General features: G+C 38.0%; 15 protein-coding genes and 1 tRNA gene. 11 read left to right on the forward strand and 5 right to left on the reverse strand.

The window, feature by feature from the left end:
- Positions 1 to 44 precede the first annotated feature (44 nt).
- The 5 genes from htpG (at position 45) to GO621_RS11740 (ending at position 9,349) form a co-directional block, all read left to right on the forward strand.
- Entirely contained in the window at positions 45 to 1,871 is a 1,827-nt protein-coding gene (gene htpG, locus GO621_RS11720) for a molecular chaperone HtpG (protein ID WP_157567207.1), read from the forward strand.
- A gap of 193 nt (positions 1,872 to 2,064) precedes the next feature.
- Positions 2,065 to 2,149 (forward strand) — tRNA-Ser (locus GO621_RS11725).
- A 1,475-nt stretch (positions 2,150 to 3,624) separates the two neighbouring features.
- The gene (locus GO621_RS11730) at positions 3,625 to 6,129 is read left to right on the forward strand and encodes a hypothetical protein (RefSeq protein WP_157567208.1); all 2,505 of its coding nucleotides are present in this window, start codon (positions 3,625 to 3,627) and stop codon (positions 6,127 to 6,129) included.
- A 297-nt stretch (positions 6,130 to 6,426) separates the two neighbouring features.
- Positions 6,427 to 7,260, forward strand: a complete 834-nt coding sequence (locus GO621_RS11735) for an alpha/beta hydrolase (protein WP_157567210.1) — start codon at positions 6,427 to 6,429, stop codon at positions 7,258 to 7,260.
- Between the two features lie 154 nt (positions 7,261 to 7,414).
- Positions 7,415 to 9,349, forward strand: coding sequence for a beta-N-acetylhexosaminidase (locus GO621_RS11740; protein ID WP_157567212.1), 1,935 nt, complete (start codon positions 7,415 to 7,417; stop codon positions 9,347 to 9,349).
- A gap of 188 nt (positions 9,350 to 9,537) precedes the next feature.
- Here GO621_RS11740 and GO621_RS11745 read toward each other — a convergent pair whose 3' ends face one another.
- The 3 genes from GO621_RS11745 to GO621_RS11755 form a co-directional block, all read right to left on the reverse strand.
- Entirely contained in the window at positions 9,538 to 9,948 is a 411-nt protein-coding gene (locus GO621_RS11745; RefSeq protein WP_157567214.1) for a hypothetical protein, read from the reverse strand.
- Positions 9,949 to 10,002: 54 nt separating this feature from the next.
- The gene (locus GO621_RS11750; RefSeq protein WP_157567215.1) at positions 10,003 to 10,455 is read right to left on the reverse strand and encodes a nuclear transport factor 2 family protein; all 453 of its coding nucleotides are present in this window, start codon (positions 10,453 to 10,455) and stop codon (positions 10,003 to 10,005) included.
- Positions 10,456 to 10,526: 71 nt separating this feature from the next.
- Complete coding sequence (locus tag GO621_RS11755; RefSeq protein ID WP_157567217.1) at positions 10,527 to 11,117, reverse strand: Crp/Fnr family transcriptional regulator; 591 nt, start codon at positions 11,115 to 11,117, stop codon at positions 10,527 to 10,529.
- Positions 11,118 to 11,477: 360 nt separating this feature from the next.
- On the opposite strand from GO621_RS11755, the gene GO621_RS11760 reads away from it, so the two are divergent.
- From GO621_RS11760 to mobA, 6 genes are all read left to right on the forward strand, one after another.
- Positions 11,478 to 12,308, forward strand: coding sequence for an ABC transporter ATP-binding protein (locus tag GO621_RS11760; protein WP_157567219.1), 831 nt, complete (start codon positions 11,478 to 11,480; stop codon positions 12,306 to 12,308).
- Between the two features lie 3 nt (positions 12,309 to 12,311).
- Positions 12,312 to 13,091 carry a hypothetical protein gene (locus tag GO621_RS11765; RefSeq protein WP_157567221.1) on the forward strand — a complete coding sequence of 260 codons (780 nt, stop codon included), beginning with the start codon at positions 12,312 to 12,314 and terminating at the stop codon, positions 13,089 to 13,091.
- Positions 13,092 to 13,093: 2 nt separating this feature from the next.
- Positions 13,094 to 13,468, forward strand: coding sequence for a GntR family transcriptional regulator (locus tag GO621_RS11770; RefSeq protein ID WP_157567223.1), 375 nt, complete (start codon positions 13,094 to 13,096; stop codon positions 13,466 to 13,468).
- Between the two features lie 10 nt (positions 13,469 to 13,478).
- Entirely contained in the window at positions 13,479 to 14,198 is a 720-nt protein-coding gene (locus GO621_RS11775; RefSeq protein WP_157567225.1) for a hypothetical protein, read from the forward strand.
- 40 nt (positions 14,199 to 14,238) lie between these two features.
- Positions 14,239 to 14,433 carry a hypothetical protein gene (locus tag GO621_RS11780; RefSeq protein WP_157567227.1) on the forward strand — a complete coding sequence of 65 codons (195 nt, stop codon included), beginning with the start codon at positions 14,239 to 14,241 and terminating at the stop codon, positions 14,431 to 14,433.
- A gap of 96 nt (positions 14,434 to 14,529) precedes the next feature.
- Positions 14,530 to 15,132, forward strand: a complete 603-nt coding sequence (gene mobA / locus GO621_RS11785) for a molybdenum cofactor guanylyltransferase (RefSeq protein WP_157567229.1) — start codon at positions 14,530 to 14,532, stop codon at positions 15,130 to 15,132.
- A 34-nt stretch (positions 15,133 to 15,166) separates the two neighbouring features.
- Here the strand turns inward: mobA and fcl are convergent, their stop codons facing one another.
- Entirely contained in the window at positions 15,167 to 16,111 is a 945-nt protein-coding gene (gene fcl / locus GO621_RS11790; RefSeq protein ID WP_157567231.1) for a GDP-L-fucose synthase, read from the reverse strand.
- Positions 16,112 to 16,145: 34 nt separating this feature from the next.
- Entirely contained in the window at positions 16,146 to 17,261 is a 1,116-nt protein-coding gene (gmd, locus tag GO621_RS11795) for a GDP-mannose 4,6-dehydratase (protein ID WP_157567233.1), read from the reverse strand.
- Positions 17,262 to 17,356: the final 95 nt, after the last annotated feature.

The raw sequence follows: 17,356 nt of genomic DNA on the forward strand, positions 1-17,356 counted from the left end.
ATTGTTGTTTTCCCTTTTCCAACTAAAATTAATCATTTAAAGTTATGCAGGAAAAGGGTTCTATCTCCATTCACACCGAAAATATCTTCCCGATCATTAAAAAATTCCTTTACTCAGACCATGAGATTTTTTTAAGGGAATTGGTATCCAACGCAGTTGATGCAACACAAAAACTGAAAAGGCTGTCAAGCCTGGGCGAATTTGCAGGCGAAGTAGGTGATACCAAAATAAAAGTATCAGTAAACGAAGCAGACAAAACCATTACCATTTCTGACCGCGGAATTGGTATGACTGGCGAAGAAATTAAAAAGTACATCAACCAGATCGCTTTTTCGGGCGCAACAGAATTTGTTGAAAAATACAAAGACAAAGGCGACGACAAGCAGATTATCGGCCATTTTGGGTTAGGTTTTTACTCTGCTTTTATGGTTTCTTCTATGGTAGAAATCAAAACGCTTTCTTATAAAGAAGGCAGCGAAGCAGCGCTTTGGGAATGCGATGGCAGTACAGAATTTGAGATCAGGCCAACAGAAAAAACAGAACGCGGTTCTGATGTGATTTTGCATATTGCTGATGACTCGACAGAGTTTTTAGAAAAAGCAAGGATAAAAGGCATCCTGAGCAAATACTGCAAATTTTTACCGGTAGAAATTGAGTTTGACGGAGAAGTAATTAACAATACTACACCGTTATGGACGAAATCTCCAAACGAACTAAAGGACGAAGATTACATTAAATTCTATCAGGATTTATATCCTTTCTCCGAAGAACCTTTATTTTGGATCCACCTCAATGTAGATTATCCGTTTAACCTGACCGGAATTTTATACTTCCCCAAACTTAAAAACGATTTCGAGTTCCAGCGGAACAAAATCCAGTTATATTCCCGCCAGGTGTTTATTACAGATGAAGTAAAGGATGTAGTTCCCGAATTTTTAATGCTGCTGAACGGTATCATTGATTCTCCGGATATTCCGTTAAACGTTTCCCGCAGTTTCTTGCAGGCCGATGCTAATGTTAAGAAAATCGATTCTTACATTACTAAAAAAGTTGCCGACAAGCTGGCAGAATTGCACAAACAAGACGAAGAAGGTTTTGCCAAAAAATGGAACGACATTGGTTTGTTTGTAAAATACGGCATGATCAGCAATGATAAGTTCTATGAAAAAGCAAAAGATTTCTGTTTGTACAAAAACACCGACGGACAGTATTTTACTTTGGATAAATACAAAGAGCACATCCAGGTAAACCAGCAGGACAAATCAGAAAACCTGGTTGCTTTGTATGCTACTGATGTAAGGCAGCAGGATACTTACATCCAGTCGGCCAAGAGAAAAGGTTATGATGTATTGGAATTCTCACATCCTATCGACAGCCATTTCATCCAGATGCTGGAAAGTAAAGTGGAGAAATTTACACTGAAAAGGGTAGATGCTGACACGGCTGATAAATTGATTGACAAAGACACCAAGACAGAAAGTTTACTAAGCGCAGAAAAAGAAAAAGAAGTTCAGGAAATTTTTGAAAGCGCAATCAACAATAAAGACCGTAAGGTAACACTGGAACCAATGTCGCCGGAAGAATTACCGGTAAATATTACCCAGCCAGAATTTATGCGCCGTATGAAAGATATGCAGGCCATGGGTGGTGGTGGCGGAATGTCATTTATGGGAAATATGCCCGAAATGCTAAGTGTTGCCGTTAATTCCAATCACCCTTTAATTCAAAAAATATTAAACGCACCGGACGAAACCGTGAAAAAAGACCTGGCAAAACAAGCTTATGACCTGGCTTTACTTTCCCAGGGAATGTTAACAGGCGCAGATTTAACTAATTTTATTCAAAGAAGCGTTAATTTATCGGTGAAATAAGCTGACTAATTCCCTTTTAAAGCATGTAAGCATCTTGTTTACATGCTTTTTTTATGCGGTAAAAGAAGCATTTTGAAATTTATTTCTGATGTAAGTGATTAAAATACTGCTTGTTAAAGGAAAAGTAAAACTAAAGAATAAAAAACTTGAAATCAGATTTGCCGATTCCGGTCGGATTTGTACTTTTGTCCCCGGAGAGTTGGCAGAGTGGTCGATTGCGGCAGTCTTGAAAACTGTTGACTGTAACAGGTCCTGGGGTTCGAATCCCTAACTCTCCGCGCTTTAGACCCTTAAATGCTTGAAAAGAGTTATTTAAGGGTTTTTATTTAAGTGTGAGGCTATTGGTGGGATCAATATGGAGTTCGAATAAAGGAGATAGTAGAAAATATCAATATACTTTATCCTTCATTGAATTTATGTTAACTTAAAAGTGTACAAAAACTATTACGAGCCCGTAACAGTTTGTAAACAAGTACATGCTAATTTTTTTTAAAGTCGATAACGTTGCTTCGCAAATAAAATCTTTCCAATGCAAGTCTGTTAGCAAATTTATTTCTGATACCAACGTTACATTAAGCGTTCTAAAACTCTATTTACAGGTAATCGGATTGGGGTATTAGCATTATATATTATAATGGCATACCAAGAATACAAAAGAAAACTAAGCTGGCACTTGAACAAGCCGAGGTATTATGATCTGGCAATTATTGCAGGATGCAACCGGCGCAAAAATCATTACTGGAAGTAATTAATAAAGAAGTTAATGCTGCAAGGGAAGATAAACCAGATAAAAGCACTAAATGAGCCTGTGCATTTAGAGCATAAAGCTGATGAAAGTGGTGGCTGCTGTTCGTGTTACAGAATCAGAATCCCTAATTTCTGCAAAAAGTATTACACAAAAAGTAATTGATTAAGCTATACTTTTTAGGCTGAAAAGCATTTTTACCTCTTATTAAGTGTTGCTAAAGTTATTAAATTCAGATTATATGTTTAAATACCACCTTTTCTTTATGAATGCTTGTTTAAATTAATAATGTTGTTTAAACTTTTTTTCTATCCTTCTTTTTTTAGGGCCGATGCTTCTTTTATCAACTAAAAATGCTGGTCGTCAGGTTTTGTTTTTAGGGGCCGATGCTTCTTTTATCAACTAAAATGCTGGTCATTAAATTTTGATTTTTTAGGCCGGTGCTTCTTTTATCGCCTAAATCACTACCTGACCTATAAGGTTTTCAAAACCTTATAGGTCAGGTAATGGACCAAATGTAAACACCAATTTTACCCGGTAAAAGAAGCATGGGCACCAAAGCTGGGCATGCCGAAGGACCAAATTTAAATTGGTACCAAAAAGGTTAAACAACCCTCAATATCAGCATAATTGTTAATACTTCTTTTATGCATGTATTTTTTGCTTTTAATATCAGTAAAAAAGTGTAGAAATAGTGTTGTTTTTGAGGCGATAAAAGAAGCATAAAAGCAAACTAAATAAAACTAAAGTGGGTTCTTATAGAAGAGAAAGTGTTCTTTAAACTGTTTTGGTTTTATTAACACAACTTAATTATAGGTATTACGTAAGTGTGTAGATGTTAACTTTGCTCAAATTGTGTTAAAAATTCCTCAATTATTTATATTTACCTAAACAAATGTTAAGGTTTAAGGCTTTAATCATTTGGTATAAAAATTGATTACTTAATTACATTAACCCAAAATAAATAAAATTACAGTATTATTACGCCACCATTTATAATTTCATTTTATGAAAAAACCTATCCTTACTAAATGTTATATTAATCGCAAGCTTATCCTCAGTATTGCTGTTTCATGCAGTGCTATTGTTTTATCCGTAGATGTAAATGCACAAGTATCACAGCGCTATGTACCTCCTCAGGATACTGTAAAAACCAGGCGCGACCCAAATCAATCAATCTCAGTTCAAAAGCATTCCACACAAAACTATACCCCCAACTCCCGTATTGTTGGTGCTGCTGTTAAGGCTGCCGAAATTTTATCAGATACAACCAAGTACAACACGAAGATGGGCCTTCCTATCGAACAGTTGTTTAGTCCTGAAGACTTGAAATATATAGTTAATCAAGGTGCTAACGGTGTTGTGGTTTTATTTGACCTGGTTAATAAGCATTTGCCAAAAGGAGAAAGTATTGCTTTTAGAACAGAACAAAAAGCTGATGTAACCGAAGATGACAATCCGTTAGAACTTAAAAACCTTCGGGCAACGGTATCGGCCAATCCGGCTTCTCTCCTTGATAATAAAGACCAATGGAAAGAAAATGTATACCGGGCTTATATGGCGCGTGATTATGCTACAAAACTAAATAACACAATTACGATTACCTCTGCCACGCGCGAAATACGTGAAACGCCTGCGCTTACAATCCTTGATTATGACGGAGGAGATAGTACCGTTAAAAAAAGTATAACCCTTGCACAAATTTTATCCAGCAAGCAGGCAAAAAACAAAAGTAAATTATTAGCTGAAAAAGAAGCGGTAGCAGAGTTTCGTGCACATACATTTCCGGGAAATAAGATTTCTCAGCAAAATGCTAACGAAAATTACAAACGTGCCCTTTTCCAGTTAATCGATTTGCAGGCAGGAGATATTAACAGGCATCCTGCAACCAGAAAATTTGTTGATGAACTAACAGCAGATCTTAAAAAAGGCGATAGAAGTAATGTGGTCAACGCTTTAAAGAACAATAATTTTTTTGATCCGAACGTACCAGGAAACCTAGGGCCGGTATTGTTAACCGAAAGTTCTGTGTTGAGTGGTGCCCAGGTGCAAAGTAACCCTCGTGATAAAGCATTGGAACTTACTACGCTTACTGCATTACATTATGGCGAACGCGATGCTGTAAAGTTATTGAAAAGCCTGGTTGATGGTAAAGGCGCTATTCCTGCCAAACAAACCAATGAGTTTACACCAACTCGTTTAAATGAGTTAACCAATCATGGTACTGAACTGTTAAAGTCTGTGGGTTTTGGTCCGTCTAAAACTAAAAACATGACTAATTCTGATTTAGTTCTTGTAGCGGTAGCCGCACCTGATGCGCCAGAAACTATTCGGCCAAGTTCCTTTTTAACTTTACAGCAGGTAGGTAATACGATTATTAGTAATTATTCATCAACAGAAACAAACGAAACCAGAACTTTTGTTTTGTTTAATCCCCGGATCAGTTTAGGAAGCCGCCATACCGAGTACCGTGCAGCCTTTGATGCTGTTGATTTTGTTCCCGAATTTTTAAACGGACAAACTGTTAATCAAAAAGGTTCACGTGTTGTTCAAAACGGTGCAGAACTCAGGGTAGAATCTGATCTGTATTTTTCAAATCCGCAAAAGATTATAGAAACAGGTGTAAAGCCAGGGATTTTTCCTGAGTTTGGGGTTATTGCCGGCATTGGTAACCGCAGTGTAGGTTATGATAACAGCACAACTCCCGGGCCGTTTGGTGCTGTTCCTCAATTTAAAAATACTTATTTTACGTGGGGAGGGCATATTGGGTTAAATGGCGGCCCGATTTTATTAGCAGCTGATGCTACCTATATAACTACACAATCTAATCCAGATCCGTACAGAACTTTCTTTGACCTTTCTCAAGGGATGACTTACTATCGCTATACCTTACTGGCGCATGTAATTAATTTTGGTTTGGGCCATATTGAACAAGGAAAAGGGACCCACCTAACCATTGATGCAGAATATACTGGCGAAACAAATAATTCGGGTACAAAGAACAAAACCATTTCTGCAGGAGGCCCCGTGCAAACAGGTAATGCAGAATGGCAACGTGATTACAACCGGGCACATCCAAATGGTGTGTTTAATTATGCAATAGCCAATACTATGATTATTAACGGCGATGTAAAAGCCACTTATGCAGCCAGCAGTTATGCAGCGTTAAACGTTGGTTTACAAAAAGGGAGTGTTCAGTTAAAAGCTACCGGTGGCCTGTATAATTTATATACCGTGCCAATTGATGGCGGCCGGTTAATCAGCAGTGAAACGTTTAAAAACACGTTTAACGGAAATTTATTTGGTGCGCTAAGCCTGACTTATCATTTCGGTTCTGCAAGTTTCAATTCTGTGCATAAGAAAACAGAATCATATCAAACCACTGGTAATGGCGAAGGGCCACACAAGGTTGATGAGGCGTCAACCCAGCAACACACTAATTTTGGCCCACGAAACCATGCTATCTTTACCAATAAAAAGTCAAGGCTTAAACCAGTTACAGTTAACGATTAAGCAAAGCATAATTCTGTAAGATGAAGTAATAAAAAGGTTATAATCCTTCAGAATATTTATCTAAAAAGCGTCGTAATTAAAGCATTACGGCGCTTTTGTTTTTAGTTAACAGCAGTAGATTTTGTATGCTTCTTTTATCACTAAAAAAATTGGTGTGCCTATTCAATCTATCTAATTATAGATAATATAGTTTTATGCCGATAAAAGAAGCATTGAAAATATTATGCCAAGCCTTTCTGGTAACTGCTTGTACCCCTTACCTTTGTACAATCAATTAAAAATCAACAACCAATTTTTATGCTGATAAAAAGAGTATGCTTTGTACTTGCTTCCTTGTTTTTAAATAGTTTTCTTTTTGCACAGGAAATGCTGGTCATTCAATCAGAAAACTTAAAAACTTCTGATACTATTTGGGTTTATAAACCGGAAGCCTACACCAATAAACAGAAATATCCGCTTGTTTATTTGTTGCATGGCCATGGCGGCGATTATACTTCGTGGAGTAAATTAACAGATTTGCAAAAGCTTGCCGACGAGTACCAGTTTTTGATTGTTTGTCCGGATGGTTTAAAAAAGAGCTGGTATATTAATTCTCCGCATCAGGACAGTACGCAATACGAGGACTTTTTTATGAAAGAATTGCTGCCTGCTATCTCCAAAAAATATGCTGAAGATCCTTCTAAAGTTTTTATAACCGGCAACAGCATGGGCGGGTACGGTGCCATGTGGCTGTTTTTAAAGCATCCAGATGTATTTTTAAGTGCCGGCAGCACTTCAGGCGTTTTAAACCTTCGTTATTCTTCCTTAAAAAAAACTACGGTTGCTTATTTATTAGGTGATTATAGTGATGATAATACACTTTTTGATGAATACTCGCCCATAAACCTCCTTAAAAACATTGCCGGAGCAAGTAAAGCAATTATTTTTGACTGCGGAACGGAAGATTACCTGTACGTAACCGCTAAAGCTTTTAGGGAAAAGTGCGACGAGTTAAAAATTAAGGCAACTTATACTGCACAGCCAGGTGCGCATACCGGCAGTTACTGGTCGAAATCTATTTTGCAGCATTTCAGGTTTTTTGCAGAACAGGTAACACAAATTACCGATGCAAAGGCAACCAAACTTAAATAAATGCTTTAGCTTATTGTTTCTTTTAAGGTTTAATTTATTTTTACATTTTTCTCCTTAACCAATAATTATGGCGGGTTCAATAGCAAATATTTGCTGCTGCTCATAGGGGTTGAAAACTGATTGCCATATTTCATATTTTTTTTAAGTTAAATACATGAAAATTAGAAAACCTAAAGCTTTGCTAAAACATTCCGGATTACTATTTTGCTGCCTCTTAGCATTTACTGCATTTTCCCAGAGCAGTAAACCAATTTCAATCATTCCGCAACCTGTAAGCCTTACAAAAAGCGCAGGCCAGTTTACTTTGCCAACTTCCGTAATTATCGGTGCAGTTACTTCTTCCGAAATGCTTCCGGTTACTACTTATCTTAAAAATAAAATTGCTGCTTCTACCGGTAAAACGGTGTTGGTAAAAAGCAATGCTTCTTTTAATGCCATAAAATTAGTGCTTAACAAAACGGAAGACCCGGTAATTGGTAAAGAAGGTTATCAGCTAAACATTACCACATCTGGTATTATAATCAAAGCAAATCAGCCAGCCGGTTTATTTTACGGCGTGCAAACGCTGATGCAGTTACTTCCAAAAGAAATTGAAAGTAAAACAGTAGTTGAAAATGTAAAATGGACGGTTCCTTTTGTAAAAATTACAGATTATCCAAGGTTTGGCTGGCGGGGTTTGATGTTTGATGTGGCCCGCCATTTTTTTACAAAACAGGAAGTAAAGCAATATATAGATGCGATGGTGCGGTACAAATACAACCTGCTGCACCTGCATTTAACGGATGATGAAGGCTGGCGCATTGAGATCAAAGGCTTGCCTAAGTTAACAGAAGTGGGTGCCTGGAGTGCAAAACGGGTGGGCTACTTTGGTACTTTTGCGCCTCCCGCACCCGATGAACCACGAACCTACGGCGGTTTTTATACGCAGGAAGATATTAAAGAACTGGTAAAATATGCACAGGACCGCTTTGTAAATATCTTGCCCGAAATTGATGTTCCCGGCCATAGTCTGGCTGCCATTGCTTCTTATCCCGAACTGTCTTGCACGCCTGGTGCAGAGAATTACAAGGTCCGCTCGGGCGAAGAGATTATGGACTGGTCGCACGGTGCGCCGCCAATCGCTTTGGTTGATAATACTTTATGCCCAGCAAATGAAAAGGTTTACACTTTTCTGGATACGGTGATCACACAAATTGCCAGGCTTTTTCCTTTCGAATACATTCATTTAGGCGGAGATGAATGCCCGAAAAACTTTTGGGAAAAAAGCAGTGCCATTAAAGCATTGATGCAAAAGGAAGGACTTAAAAACATGCCGGAGGTACAAAGCTATTTCGAAAAACGGGTAGAAAAAATTGTAGAATCCAAAGGTAAAAGGTTTATGGGCTGGGACGAGATCCTGGAAGGCGGGTTGGCGCCAAATGCAGTGGTGATGAGCTGGCGCGGGATGAAAGGCGGTACAGAGGCTGCCAAAATGGGGCATGAAGTAGTGATGAGCCCAACAACTTTTGCTTACCTGGATTACATGCAGGGCGACCAATCGATCGAGGCTAAAGTTTACGCTACGTTACGTTTGCAAAAAGCTTATGAGTTTGAGCCGGTGCCTGATGATGTAGATGCTAAACTGATTAAAGGCGGGCAGGCGAACTTATGGACGGAACAGGTTTACAATATGCGCAAAGCAGAATACATGGTCTGGCCGCGTGGTTTTGCCATTGCAGAAACGCTATGGTCGCCAAAAGCAACAAAAAACTGGGATGATTTTGCTGCAAGGGCAGAAGCGCAGTTCCCGCGGTTAGAAACTGCTGAAATTAATTATGCGCCAAGTATGTACGATCCGATTATCAATGTTTCCCGTACAGACAGCGCCATTAACGTTGCCTTATCAACAGAAATTAAAGGGCTGGATATTTACTACAGTTTTGATAATTCCTTTCCCGACAGGTTTTATCCAAAGTACACGCAGCCGCTTACTGTTCCGAAAGAAGCAGCGCAGCTTAAAGTAATTACGTACCGGGGCAAAGAACCGATCGGACGGATGATGAATATAACTATTGATGATTTGAATGCCCGGCTTCCTAAAAAGAAGTAGGATAGTAAAATTTACAGGGGTAAAAGAAGCATGTATTGTATAAACAACATGCTTCTTTTACCCCTGTATTTTTTGTAAAAGCTAATCTTCCTTCAATCATCTTTTCCTGATTTTATTCTTGCATTTTACTATATCGGGATAGTAATTTGCTTTTAAAGCATCACAAGTAGGTGCTATTTTTTATTTATTTACCGGCTCTTTATCAGTGCAATTCCTAAAAAAATTAAACTGGTTACTAAAAGTAATGCCCCACTATATAATATAATGATTAAATGATTAGGCTGTGTAAGGCCATGGCCAGTTGCAGAAGCGAAAAAGCCCGCACTAACTAAAATTGCCGCCAGCGGAAAAGCAATCCGCAAGGCCAATTGCAAACCAGAGTTCATCTGCGTATTATCTATCAGTAACTGTGCAATCAGGCTAAGCAATACCAGCACACCGGCATGCGCATGGCCTGCCCGGAACATCGCTTTTTGAAAATCTGTAAGCGGAGTTTTGTCATAACCAGAAAGGATGGTGAGCAGGTAATAACCGCCATAAGCAATGGTAGGTACAGTAAGGATAGTGATACCGCACATAAGTTTTGAAATCGAGGTCATTATAAAATGAATTGTTTGAAGGAGTTATAACTGAAATAATTATTTAGGTAATACTTAACTGATAATCTGGGGGGCTTTAGCCTCTTTAATGCCGGCCTGATATTGTTTTTCTAAACCGTTAAATACAACAAGTGTGTCTTCGTGTACATCCAATTCCACTACCTTGCCCCATTTAAGCGTAATGAAATGAACACCTTTGTTAAGGTAGGAATCCCCATTATTCAACGTTGCGGTAGCTGTCCAACGCACAATGGCAAGTGTGTTGTGCGGCCAACCAATTACGTTGATATGCTTAACGGTAATGTACAGGTTAGGTGTTAAGCGGGCTAACCTTTCCAGCCAAGCTTTTACAGCAATCCTGTCATGACGAACGCCGCCCATAGCATGGTCTCCTGCAAAGGTGTGTTTTACATTCGGCGCCATATCTTTAATCAGTTCATCAAAGCGGCGTTCATTTACTAATTTAAATGATTTTTTAACAAGTTTTTTTACGATGTAGTGGTACATAATTTTTGTGTTTTGATTTAAACAAAATTAGTATGCCTGCCTGGCCTGTACCTGACACATTTGTTACAAAGTTAAAGGCCAACAATTTTTTTTCTGATCCGGCTAAGTGATGGCCGTTCAATGCCCAGGTAAGAAGAAAGATGGGTAAGGGAGATGCGGTTAAAAAGATTTGCGTTTTGTTTTATAAAGTCCAGGTAGCGTTGTTCGGCATCGTCAAACTGGAAACTCTCGATCCGCTTTTGCTGCATCTTGAGCACTTCTTCGGCTATCAATCGGCCGTTTCGTTCAAAACCAACATACTTGTCGTATCCTTTTTGAATATGAGCGTATGGAACGGTGATAAGGGTAGTTGGTTCCAGGCACTGAAAATTGTACCTACTGGGTTTATGCATAATCAAAGAAGTGTAATCTGTGGCGTATTCCCTTTCTTTCACAAACGCAATCGTAATTTCTTCACCCAGGTTATTAATGTAATAGCTTCTTATCAGCCCACTGGTTACAAATCCTAACTGATGGTTCTTTTTGCCGGCTTCAACAAAATACTCACGCGGCTTCAGGGTTTGAAGGGTAAACCCACTTTGAAAATAATCCCATTCCTCCTGCGTAACTCTTGGGTTAAGCTGCATGATGGCCTGTCGATAAATTTCAATGTCGGTATGCATAATAGTTGGGCTTTAGAACAAAAATTCCTATGAGCAATTTATAAAATTTAGTTTAAGAGCCAAATTAATTAAAGGCGAATCTAAAAGCCTGTTAAATTTCTATCAAAAAAATGATAATGCTTCTTTTATGCCATCAATTTTGTTTTTGAAGAGGAAAGAACCAGAAAAGGATAAAGATTTGGTAATTTTTACCTGATAAAAGAAGCATATAAAATAAACTGAACAAATTTTAACAGGCCCTAAGGTGAGAATAGTGCCGATTTAGTGTTTTTATTTTCTCAAAAAATATTTTAAAAAATATTTGCATCTCCATTATTGTTATCTACATTTGTAGTGTACTATTTATCTAATACACTAATTATGATAAAGATTTCTAATTTAACTTTTGGATACAGCAGGAAAAAAATTCTGTTTCAGGACTTAAACCTGCAAATGCAGGAAGGGCATATTTATGGTTTGCTGGGTAAAAATGGTGCAGGTAAATCTACTTTACTAAAAAATATTGCCGGTTTGGTTTTTCCGCAACAAGGCGTTTGTGAGGTAAACGGTTTCGATTCTTCCAAACGTTTGCCTGCATTTTTACAAGACCTTTTTTTTATTCCGGAAGAAGTTTACATGCCGGCGTTAACCGCTGCACAGTTTATTAAAAGTACAGGTCATTTTTATCCTGCTTTTGATGAAAAGCAGTTTAACCAAATGCTGGATGAGTTTGACGTGCCAGCGGACACTTTGCTAAACAAATTATCCTTCGGCCAGCAAAAAAAGGTGATCATTGCTTTTGGCCTCTCCACAAATACCTCGCTTTTAATTATGGACGAGCCGACCAACGGTTTGGATATTCCTTCTAAAAGCCAGTTTCGCAAAATCATTGCTTCTGCTTTAACAGAAAACCGTTGCATTATTATTTCCACGCATCAGGTCCGGGATCTGGATAACCTGATCGATACGGTACTGGTAGTGCATCAACAAAAAATTATATTGAACAAAAGCCTCGACGAAATTTCTGAAGAACTGAAATTCAGTACCGTAGCAACTGTCGGCAGCGATGTTTTATATGCAGAAGAAAGCGTTCGCGGAATGAATACCATCACCCAAAACACCAATGGCAGCTACAGCAAGGTGGATTTGGAGCTGCTTTTTAACGCCATCATCAATGATAAAAACACCATTACCGAAATTTTAAACAGATAAGCCATGAACCAGACTTTTAATATCAACAGGTTTTCCATGCTTTTTAAAAAGCATACCCTCGAAAACTATAAAACGTATTTAATGTCGGTCGGAGTTTTAGCCGGCTTGTTGGTTTTGTTTATGGGCATTGCTTCTTACGCGAATGATGGATATTTATTATTAGGCTTTCAGGAAGCTTTTTTTGTTATTTTTTTGCTGTTGGCCGGCTGTATTTTTACCAGTTTGGTTTTTGCTGATCTGGGCGATAAAAAGAAAGCCATACCGGCATTAACCTTACCTGCCTCGCACTTTGAAAAGTATTTGGTGAGCTGGCTGTATTCCTTCCTCATCTTCCAATTGCTGTATGTTGCCCTGTTTTATTTGATCGCGGCACTAATCATTAGTTTTGGCCATGATGTGCCAGGCCGCGAAAATGTGCTGTTAGACTTATTTGATAAAGACCGGATGGCTTATATGGCTTTTGTTCTTTATCCATTCATCCATTCTGTTATTTTATTCGGCGCTATTTATTTCGAGAAGCTGCATTTCATCAAAACCGGCTTTGCTTTTTTTACAGGTATTTTCTTACTCGGCTTATTAAACAGGCCAATCATCTCTTCTATGATTGATGAAACGATTAGAGGCACTACGATTTTTAGTCCGCTTGATATTACAGATGGAAAAAATTACTGGACAATCTTTCCACCGGAAATCCAAAAGCAAACAATAGGCATCGTATTAGGAATAATTGTAGTGATATTATGGGTTAGCGCCTACTTCAGGCTTAAGGAAAAGGAGGTTTAACAATGGATTTTAGAGATAACGAGCCTATATACATGCAAATTGCAGCTTATGTAAGCGAAAATATAACCTTGGATAAATGGCAGGCCGAGCAGAAAATTCAATCAGTGAGAGATCTGGCAGTAGAGTTACAGGTAAACCCAAATACGGTTGCGCGTACTTATGATTTCCTGCAAAACCAGGAAGTGATTTTTAACAAACGCGGGATCGGTTATTTTGTAAGCGCTGATGCTAAAGACAAAGTAAAAAGTTACCGTAAAGAGCGTTTTCTGCAGCAGGAGTTACCGGAGTTTTTTAAGAACATCTTTCTGTTGGATATAAGTCTGGAAGAAATTGAAAAACGTTACGACGCATTTAAAACACAAAATTATCAGGCATAAAAACAGCATCATGAAAACAAGCAGTAAGTTATTTATAACAGCAATATCAATTATCATCATTTCGATGATTACTTATGACTTTGCCCTGCGCGCCGAATACAAAAAAGGCACTTATAAAAGCAGGCTGTATGGGTTTGAAAAAACAATAGCTTTTAATGGTTTCAACACAATTGATAACCGCGCTGCTAACCTTATTTCAATCCAGGTTGAGAAGGGCAATGAGCCAGGGGTATGGGTAAAAAGCGTCTGGAAAGACCGGTTCAGGATTTCGCGTAACGGAAACGCATTGGTTATTGAAGTAGCTAACAAGCAATCAACGCGTGTAAGCGCTTATGATAACAGCATTACTATTGTTTGTCCTTCGCTGGACAAAGTAACTACAGCTCCTTATCTTGGTAAATCAGGCATGAACCTGCTTCATTCCAGAGGTACAACAACTGTAGTGGGTTTTACTTTAGATAGATTATCTTTAGAAATAAGTAAAGGTGTAGATTTATTTTTAAAAAGAAACAAGATTGCTGATTTACAGGCACGGGTAGGAGATGAGTTATCTGATAATGCAAAACTGACTATTTCTTCAAACAACCAGATCAATAATGCGAAAATTACTGTACCAGGCAAAAATGGATTGGAAATAGAAAATTCTGTTATTACTCAAAGAAATTTCACTATTGCTGATAGCGCCACAGTTACTTTTAGCGGAAAATTTTTGAAGCTGATTGGAAAATAACTAACCCGATTTTATGGACCTGACTTCATTACAAATAATCATGAAAAAAATAATATCTAATTTAAACCTTTACATACTTCTTTTAGCACCTGTTTTTTTAATTGCGCTTGTCGGAATCGTTTATCACAGCATAAATGTCAACTTGCCAGATGTACAAACAGAAATTACCGGATTATTTAATAAAAGAACAATTTTTCAGATTTTATGCGAGGTAGTAAAAGAACAGATCTGGTAATTGCAGATACTTCTTTTATCGGGTAAAAACTGTTAAACCTTTTATTTTTTAAACATTAACACTAATTTTTTACTGGTAAAAGAAGCATATAAAGAAATGGATAGACCTTTAAAGGGATTAGTGCTGGCAGGAGGTAGGAGCACGCGGATGAGCGTAAGCAAAGCAGAAATGGTTTGGCATGGAAAAGAGCAGCAATATTATCTGGCAGACTTATTAAAGAGTTGTTGCGGAGATGTTTTTATTTCGTGTAGGAGAGAGCAGGTAAATCGAATTAATCCCGATTATCAAACTATTCCCGACCAATATGTTAATGCCGGCCCTTTAGAAGCTATTTTAACTGCTTTTCAAAAATATCCCGCTACTGCCTGGATGGTAATAGCTTGCGATTTACCATTGATGGATTTGCAGACCTTAAAATTTTTAAAGAAGGAAAGGGATGAATTGAAAATAGCAACAGTGTTTGAAAATCAGGAAGATGGGTTACCGGAACCTTTAATTGGAATCTGGGAGCCCGAAAGTTATGAATTGCTCAAAATGTATCAGCAAAAAGAGCATTTATCTTTAAGAAAAATACTGATTAAGCATGGTGCAAAAATTATTAAAGCACCGGAAACCGATGCTTTAATGAACGCCAATACGCCCGAGGATGCAAAACGTATAGCTGAGGTTTTATCGGAAAAAGCTTCTTTTAACAGGTAAATTTTTACCTGTTAAAAGAAGCATCAGGATTTAATTATCGTACAGCTACGTTTTCGGCTTTATCAAGAAAATCCTGATAAGCAAGCTTAATTCCTTCCTCTAATTCAATTTTGTGTTTCCAGCCTTTAGCATGCAGCTTGGTTACATCCATTAATTTGCGTGGCGTACCGTCAGGTTTGGTAAAATCAAAAGTAATTTCACCTTCAAATCCAACGATCCTTTTAATGAGATAAGCTAATTCTTTAATGGTTAGATCGGTTCCCACACCAACGTTTATCGGATCTGGTTCACTGTAATTTTCCATCAAAAAGAAACATGCTTCTGCAAGGTCATCTGCAAATAAAAATTCTCTTTTTGGCCTGCCCGAACCCCAGATCACCACTTCGTTTTTACCTTCAACCTTTGCCTCATGAAAGCGGCGGATCATTGCCGGCAAAACATGAGAATTCTGCGGGTGGTAATTATCGTTATATCCATACAAATTAGTTGGCATAACCGATATAAAGTCGCAGCCGTACTGTGCACGGTAAGCATCGCACATTTTTATGCCCGCAATCTTTGCAATAGCATAAGGTTCGTTGGTTTCTTCCAAAGGGCCGGTTAAAAGATAATCTTCTTTTAAAGGCTGGGGCGCCATCTTCGGATAGATACAGCTCGACCCTAAAAACATCAGTTTTTTTACCTTGTTAAGGTAAGACTGGTAAATAACATTGTTTTGGATGGAAAGATTTTCATAAATAAAATCTGCCCGGTAAACATTGTTCGCAATGATCCCGCCAACTTTTGCCGCTGCTAAAAATACATAATCAGGTTTTTCTGCGGAGAAAAACTCAGCAACCGCCTGTTGGTTTCGCAGATCAAGTTCTTTTGAAGAACGGGTAATGATATTTTCGTAACCTTCTGCAACAAGTTTTCTAACAATAGCCGAACCAACCATTCCATTGTGTCCGGCTACATATATTTTGGCATTTTTTTCCAATATTTTGATGTTTAATTAAAAAAACGAAGCGTTTTTATTCGTATTGGTTCTTGATGGCGTAACCTAATTCTTTTAAAGCTTTTTCTTTAGTAAAGAGTTTTAAGTCAGATTGCATCATATCCTCAACCAGCATTGGTAAATCATATTTAATTTTCCAGCCCAGCTTTGTAATTGCTTTTGTTGGGTCGCCAATTAATAATTCAACCTCGGTAGGGCGGAAATAGGCCGGATCTACCGCTACTACTTCTTTTCCTATTTCTACCTGATATTCTGGATTGCTGCAGGAAACAACGTATCCTTTTTCATTAACACCTTCACCTTTAAACTCAACCTCAATTCCGGCTTCTTTAAAAGCCATTTTTACAAAGTCGCGTACAGGTGTGGTTATCCCGGTTGCAATAACATAATCTTCCGGTTTTTCCTGTTGTAATATCAGCCACATGGCTTCAACGTAATCTTTTGCATGTCCCCAATCGCGGCGTGCATCTAAATTACCTAAGTATAATTTTTTCTGCAAACCTAAAGCAATCTTGGCAGCACCGCGGGTAATTTTACGGGTTACAAAAGTTTCGCCGCGTAACGGGCTTTCATGGTTAAATAATATGCCGTTACAAGCATACATGTCATAAGCTTCGCGGTAATTTACGGTGATCCAATAGCCATATAATTTAGCTACAGCGTAAGGCGAACGCGGATAAAAAGGTGTAGTTTCTGATTGAGGTACAGCTTGCACTAAACCGTAAAGTTCTGATGTGGAAGCCTGATATACTTTAGTTTTTTTGGTTAAACCTAATAAACGAACGGCTTCTAAAATTCTCAAGGTACCGATACCATCGGCGTTAGCGGTGTATTCAGGCGTGTCAAAACTCACTTTAACATGAGACATTGCCCCTAAATTGTAAATTTCATCCGGTTGTATTTGTTGAATAATACGGATGAGATTGGTTGAATCAGACAAATCACCATAATGCATAAAAAAACTAACATTATCTTCATGCGGGTCTTGATACAAGTGGTCTATACGGTCTGTATTAAAAGAAGAACTTCTGCGTTTAATGCCATGTACTTCGTAATCTTTAGATAGTAATAACTCTGCAAGATAGGCGCCGTCCTGACCGGTGATCCCTGTAACCAAGGCTTTCTTTTTCATATATTTTTGTTTTAATTAAGAAAAATCTGTTTAATATTTTACGAATTTTATCAAAGTAAGTTATATAGTTAATTTTAGTAACCACATTTCCATAA

Source organism: Mucilaginibacter arboris (assembly GCF_009754915.1).
In the GTDB taxonomy this organism is placed as follows: Bacteria; Bacteroidota; Bacteroidia; order Sphingobacteriales; family Sphingobacteriaceae; genus Mucilaginibacter_A; species Mucilaginibacter_A arboris.

Excerpts from the sequence above, each read along its gene's own strand:
- htpG (WP_157567207.1), top strand. The coding sequence starts at position 45 with ATGCAGGAAAAGGGTTCTATCTCCATTCACACCGAAAATATCTTCCCG.
- GO621_RS11730 (WP_157567208.1), top strand. The coding sequence starts at position 3,625 with ATGAAAAAACCTATCCTTACTAAATGTTATATTAATCGCAAGCTTATC.
- GO621_RS11735 (WP_157567210.1), top strand. The coding sequence starts at position 6,427 with ATGCTGATAAAAAGAGTATGCTTTGTACTTGCTTCCTTGTTTTTAAAT.
- GO621_RS11740 (WP_157567212.1), top strand. The coding sequence starts at position 7,415 with ATGAAAATTAGAAAACCTAAAGCTTTGCTAAAACATTCCGGATTACTA.
- GO621_RS11745 (WP_157567214.1), bottom strand. The coding sequence starts at position 9,948 with ATGACCTCGATTTCAAAACTTATGTGCGGTATCACTATCCTTACTGTA.
- GO621_RS11750 (WP_157567215.1), bottom strand. The coding sequence starts at position 10,455 with ATGTACCACTACATCGTAAAAAAACTTGTTAAAAAATCATTTAAATTA.
- GO621_RS11755 (WP_157567217.1), bottom strand. The coding sequence starts at position 11,117 with ATGCATACCGACATTGAAATTTATCGACAGGCCATCATGCAGCTTAAC.
- GO621_RS11760 (WP_157567219.1), top strand. The coding sequence starts at position 11,478 with ATGATAAAGATTTCTAATTTAACTTTTGGATACAGCAGGAAAAAAATT.
- GO621_RS11765 (WP_157567221.1), top strand. The coding sequence starts at position 12,312 with ATGAACCAGACTTTTAATATCAACAGGTTTTCCATGCTTTTTAAAAAG.
- GO621_RS11770 (WP_157567223.1), top strand. The coding sequence starts at position 13,094 with ATGGATTTTAGAGATAACGAGCCTATATACATGCAAATTGCAGCTTAT.
- GO621_RS11775 (WP_157567225.1), top strand. The coding sequence starts at position 13,479 with ATGAAAACAAGCAGTAAGTTATTTATAACAGCAATATCAATTATCATC.
- GO621_RS11780 (WP_157567227.1), top strand. The coding sequence starts at position 14,239 with ATGAAAAAAATAATATCTAATTTAAACCTTTACATACTTCTTTTAGCA.
- mobA (WP_157567229.1), top strand. The coding sequence starts at position 14,530 with ATGGATAGACCTTTAAAGGGATTAGTGCTGGCAGGAGGTAGGAGCACG.
- gmd (WP_157567233.1), bottom strand. The coding sequence starts at position 17,261 with ATGAAAAAGAAAGCCTTGGTTACAGGGATCACCGGTCAGGACGGCGCC.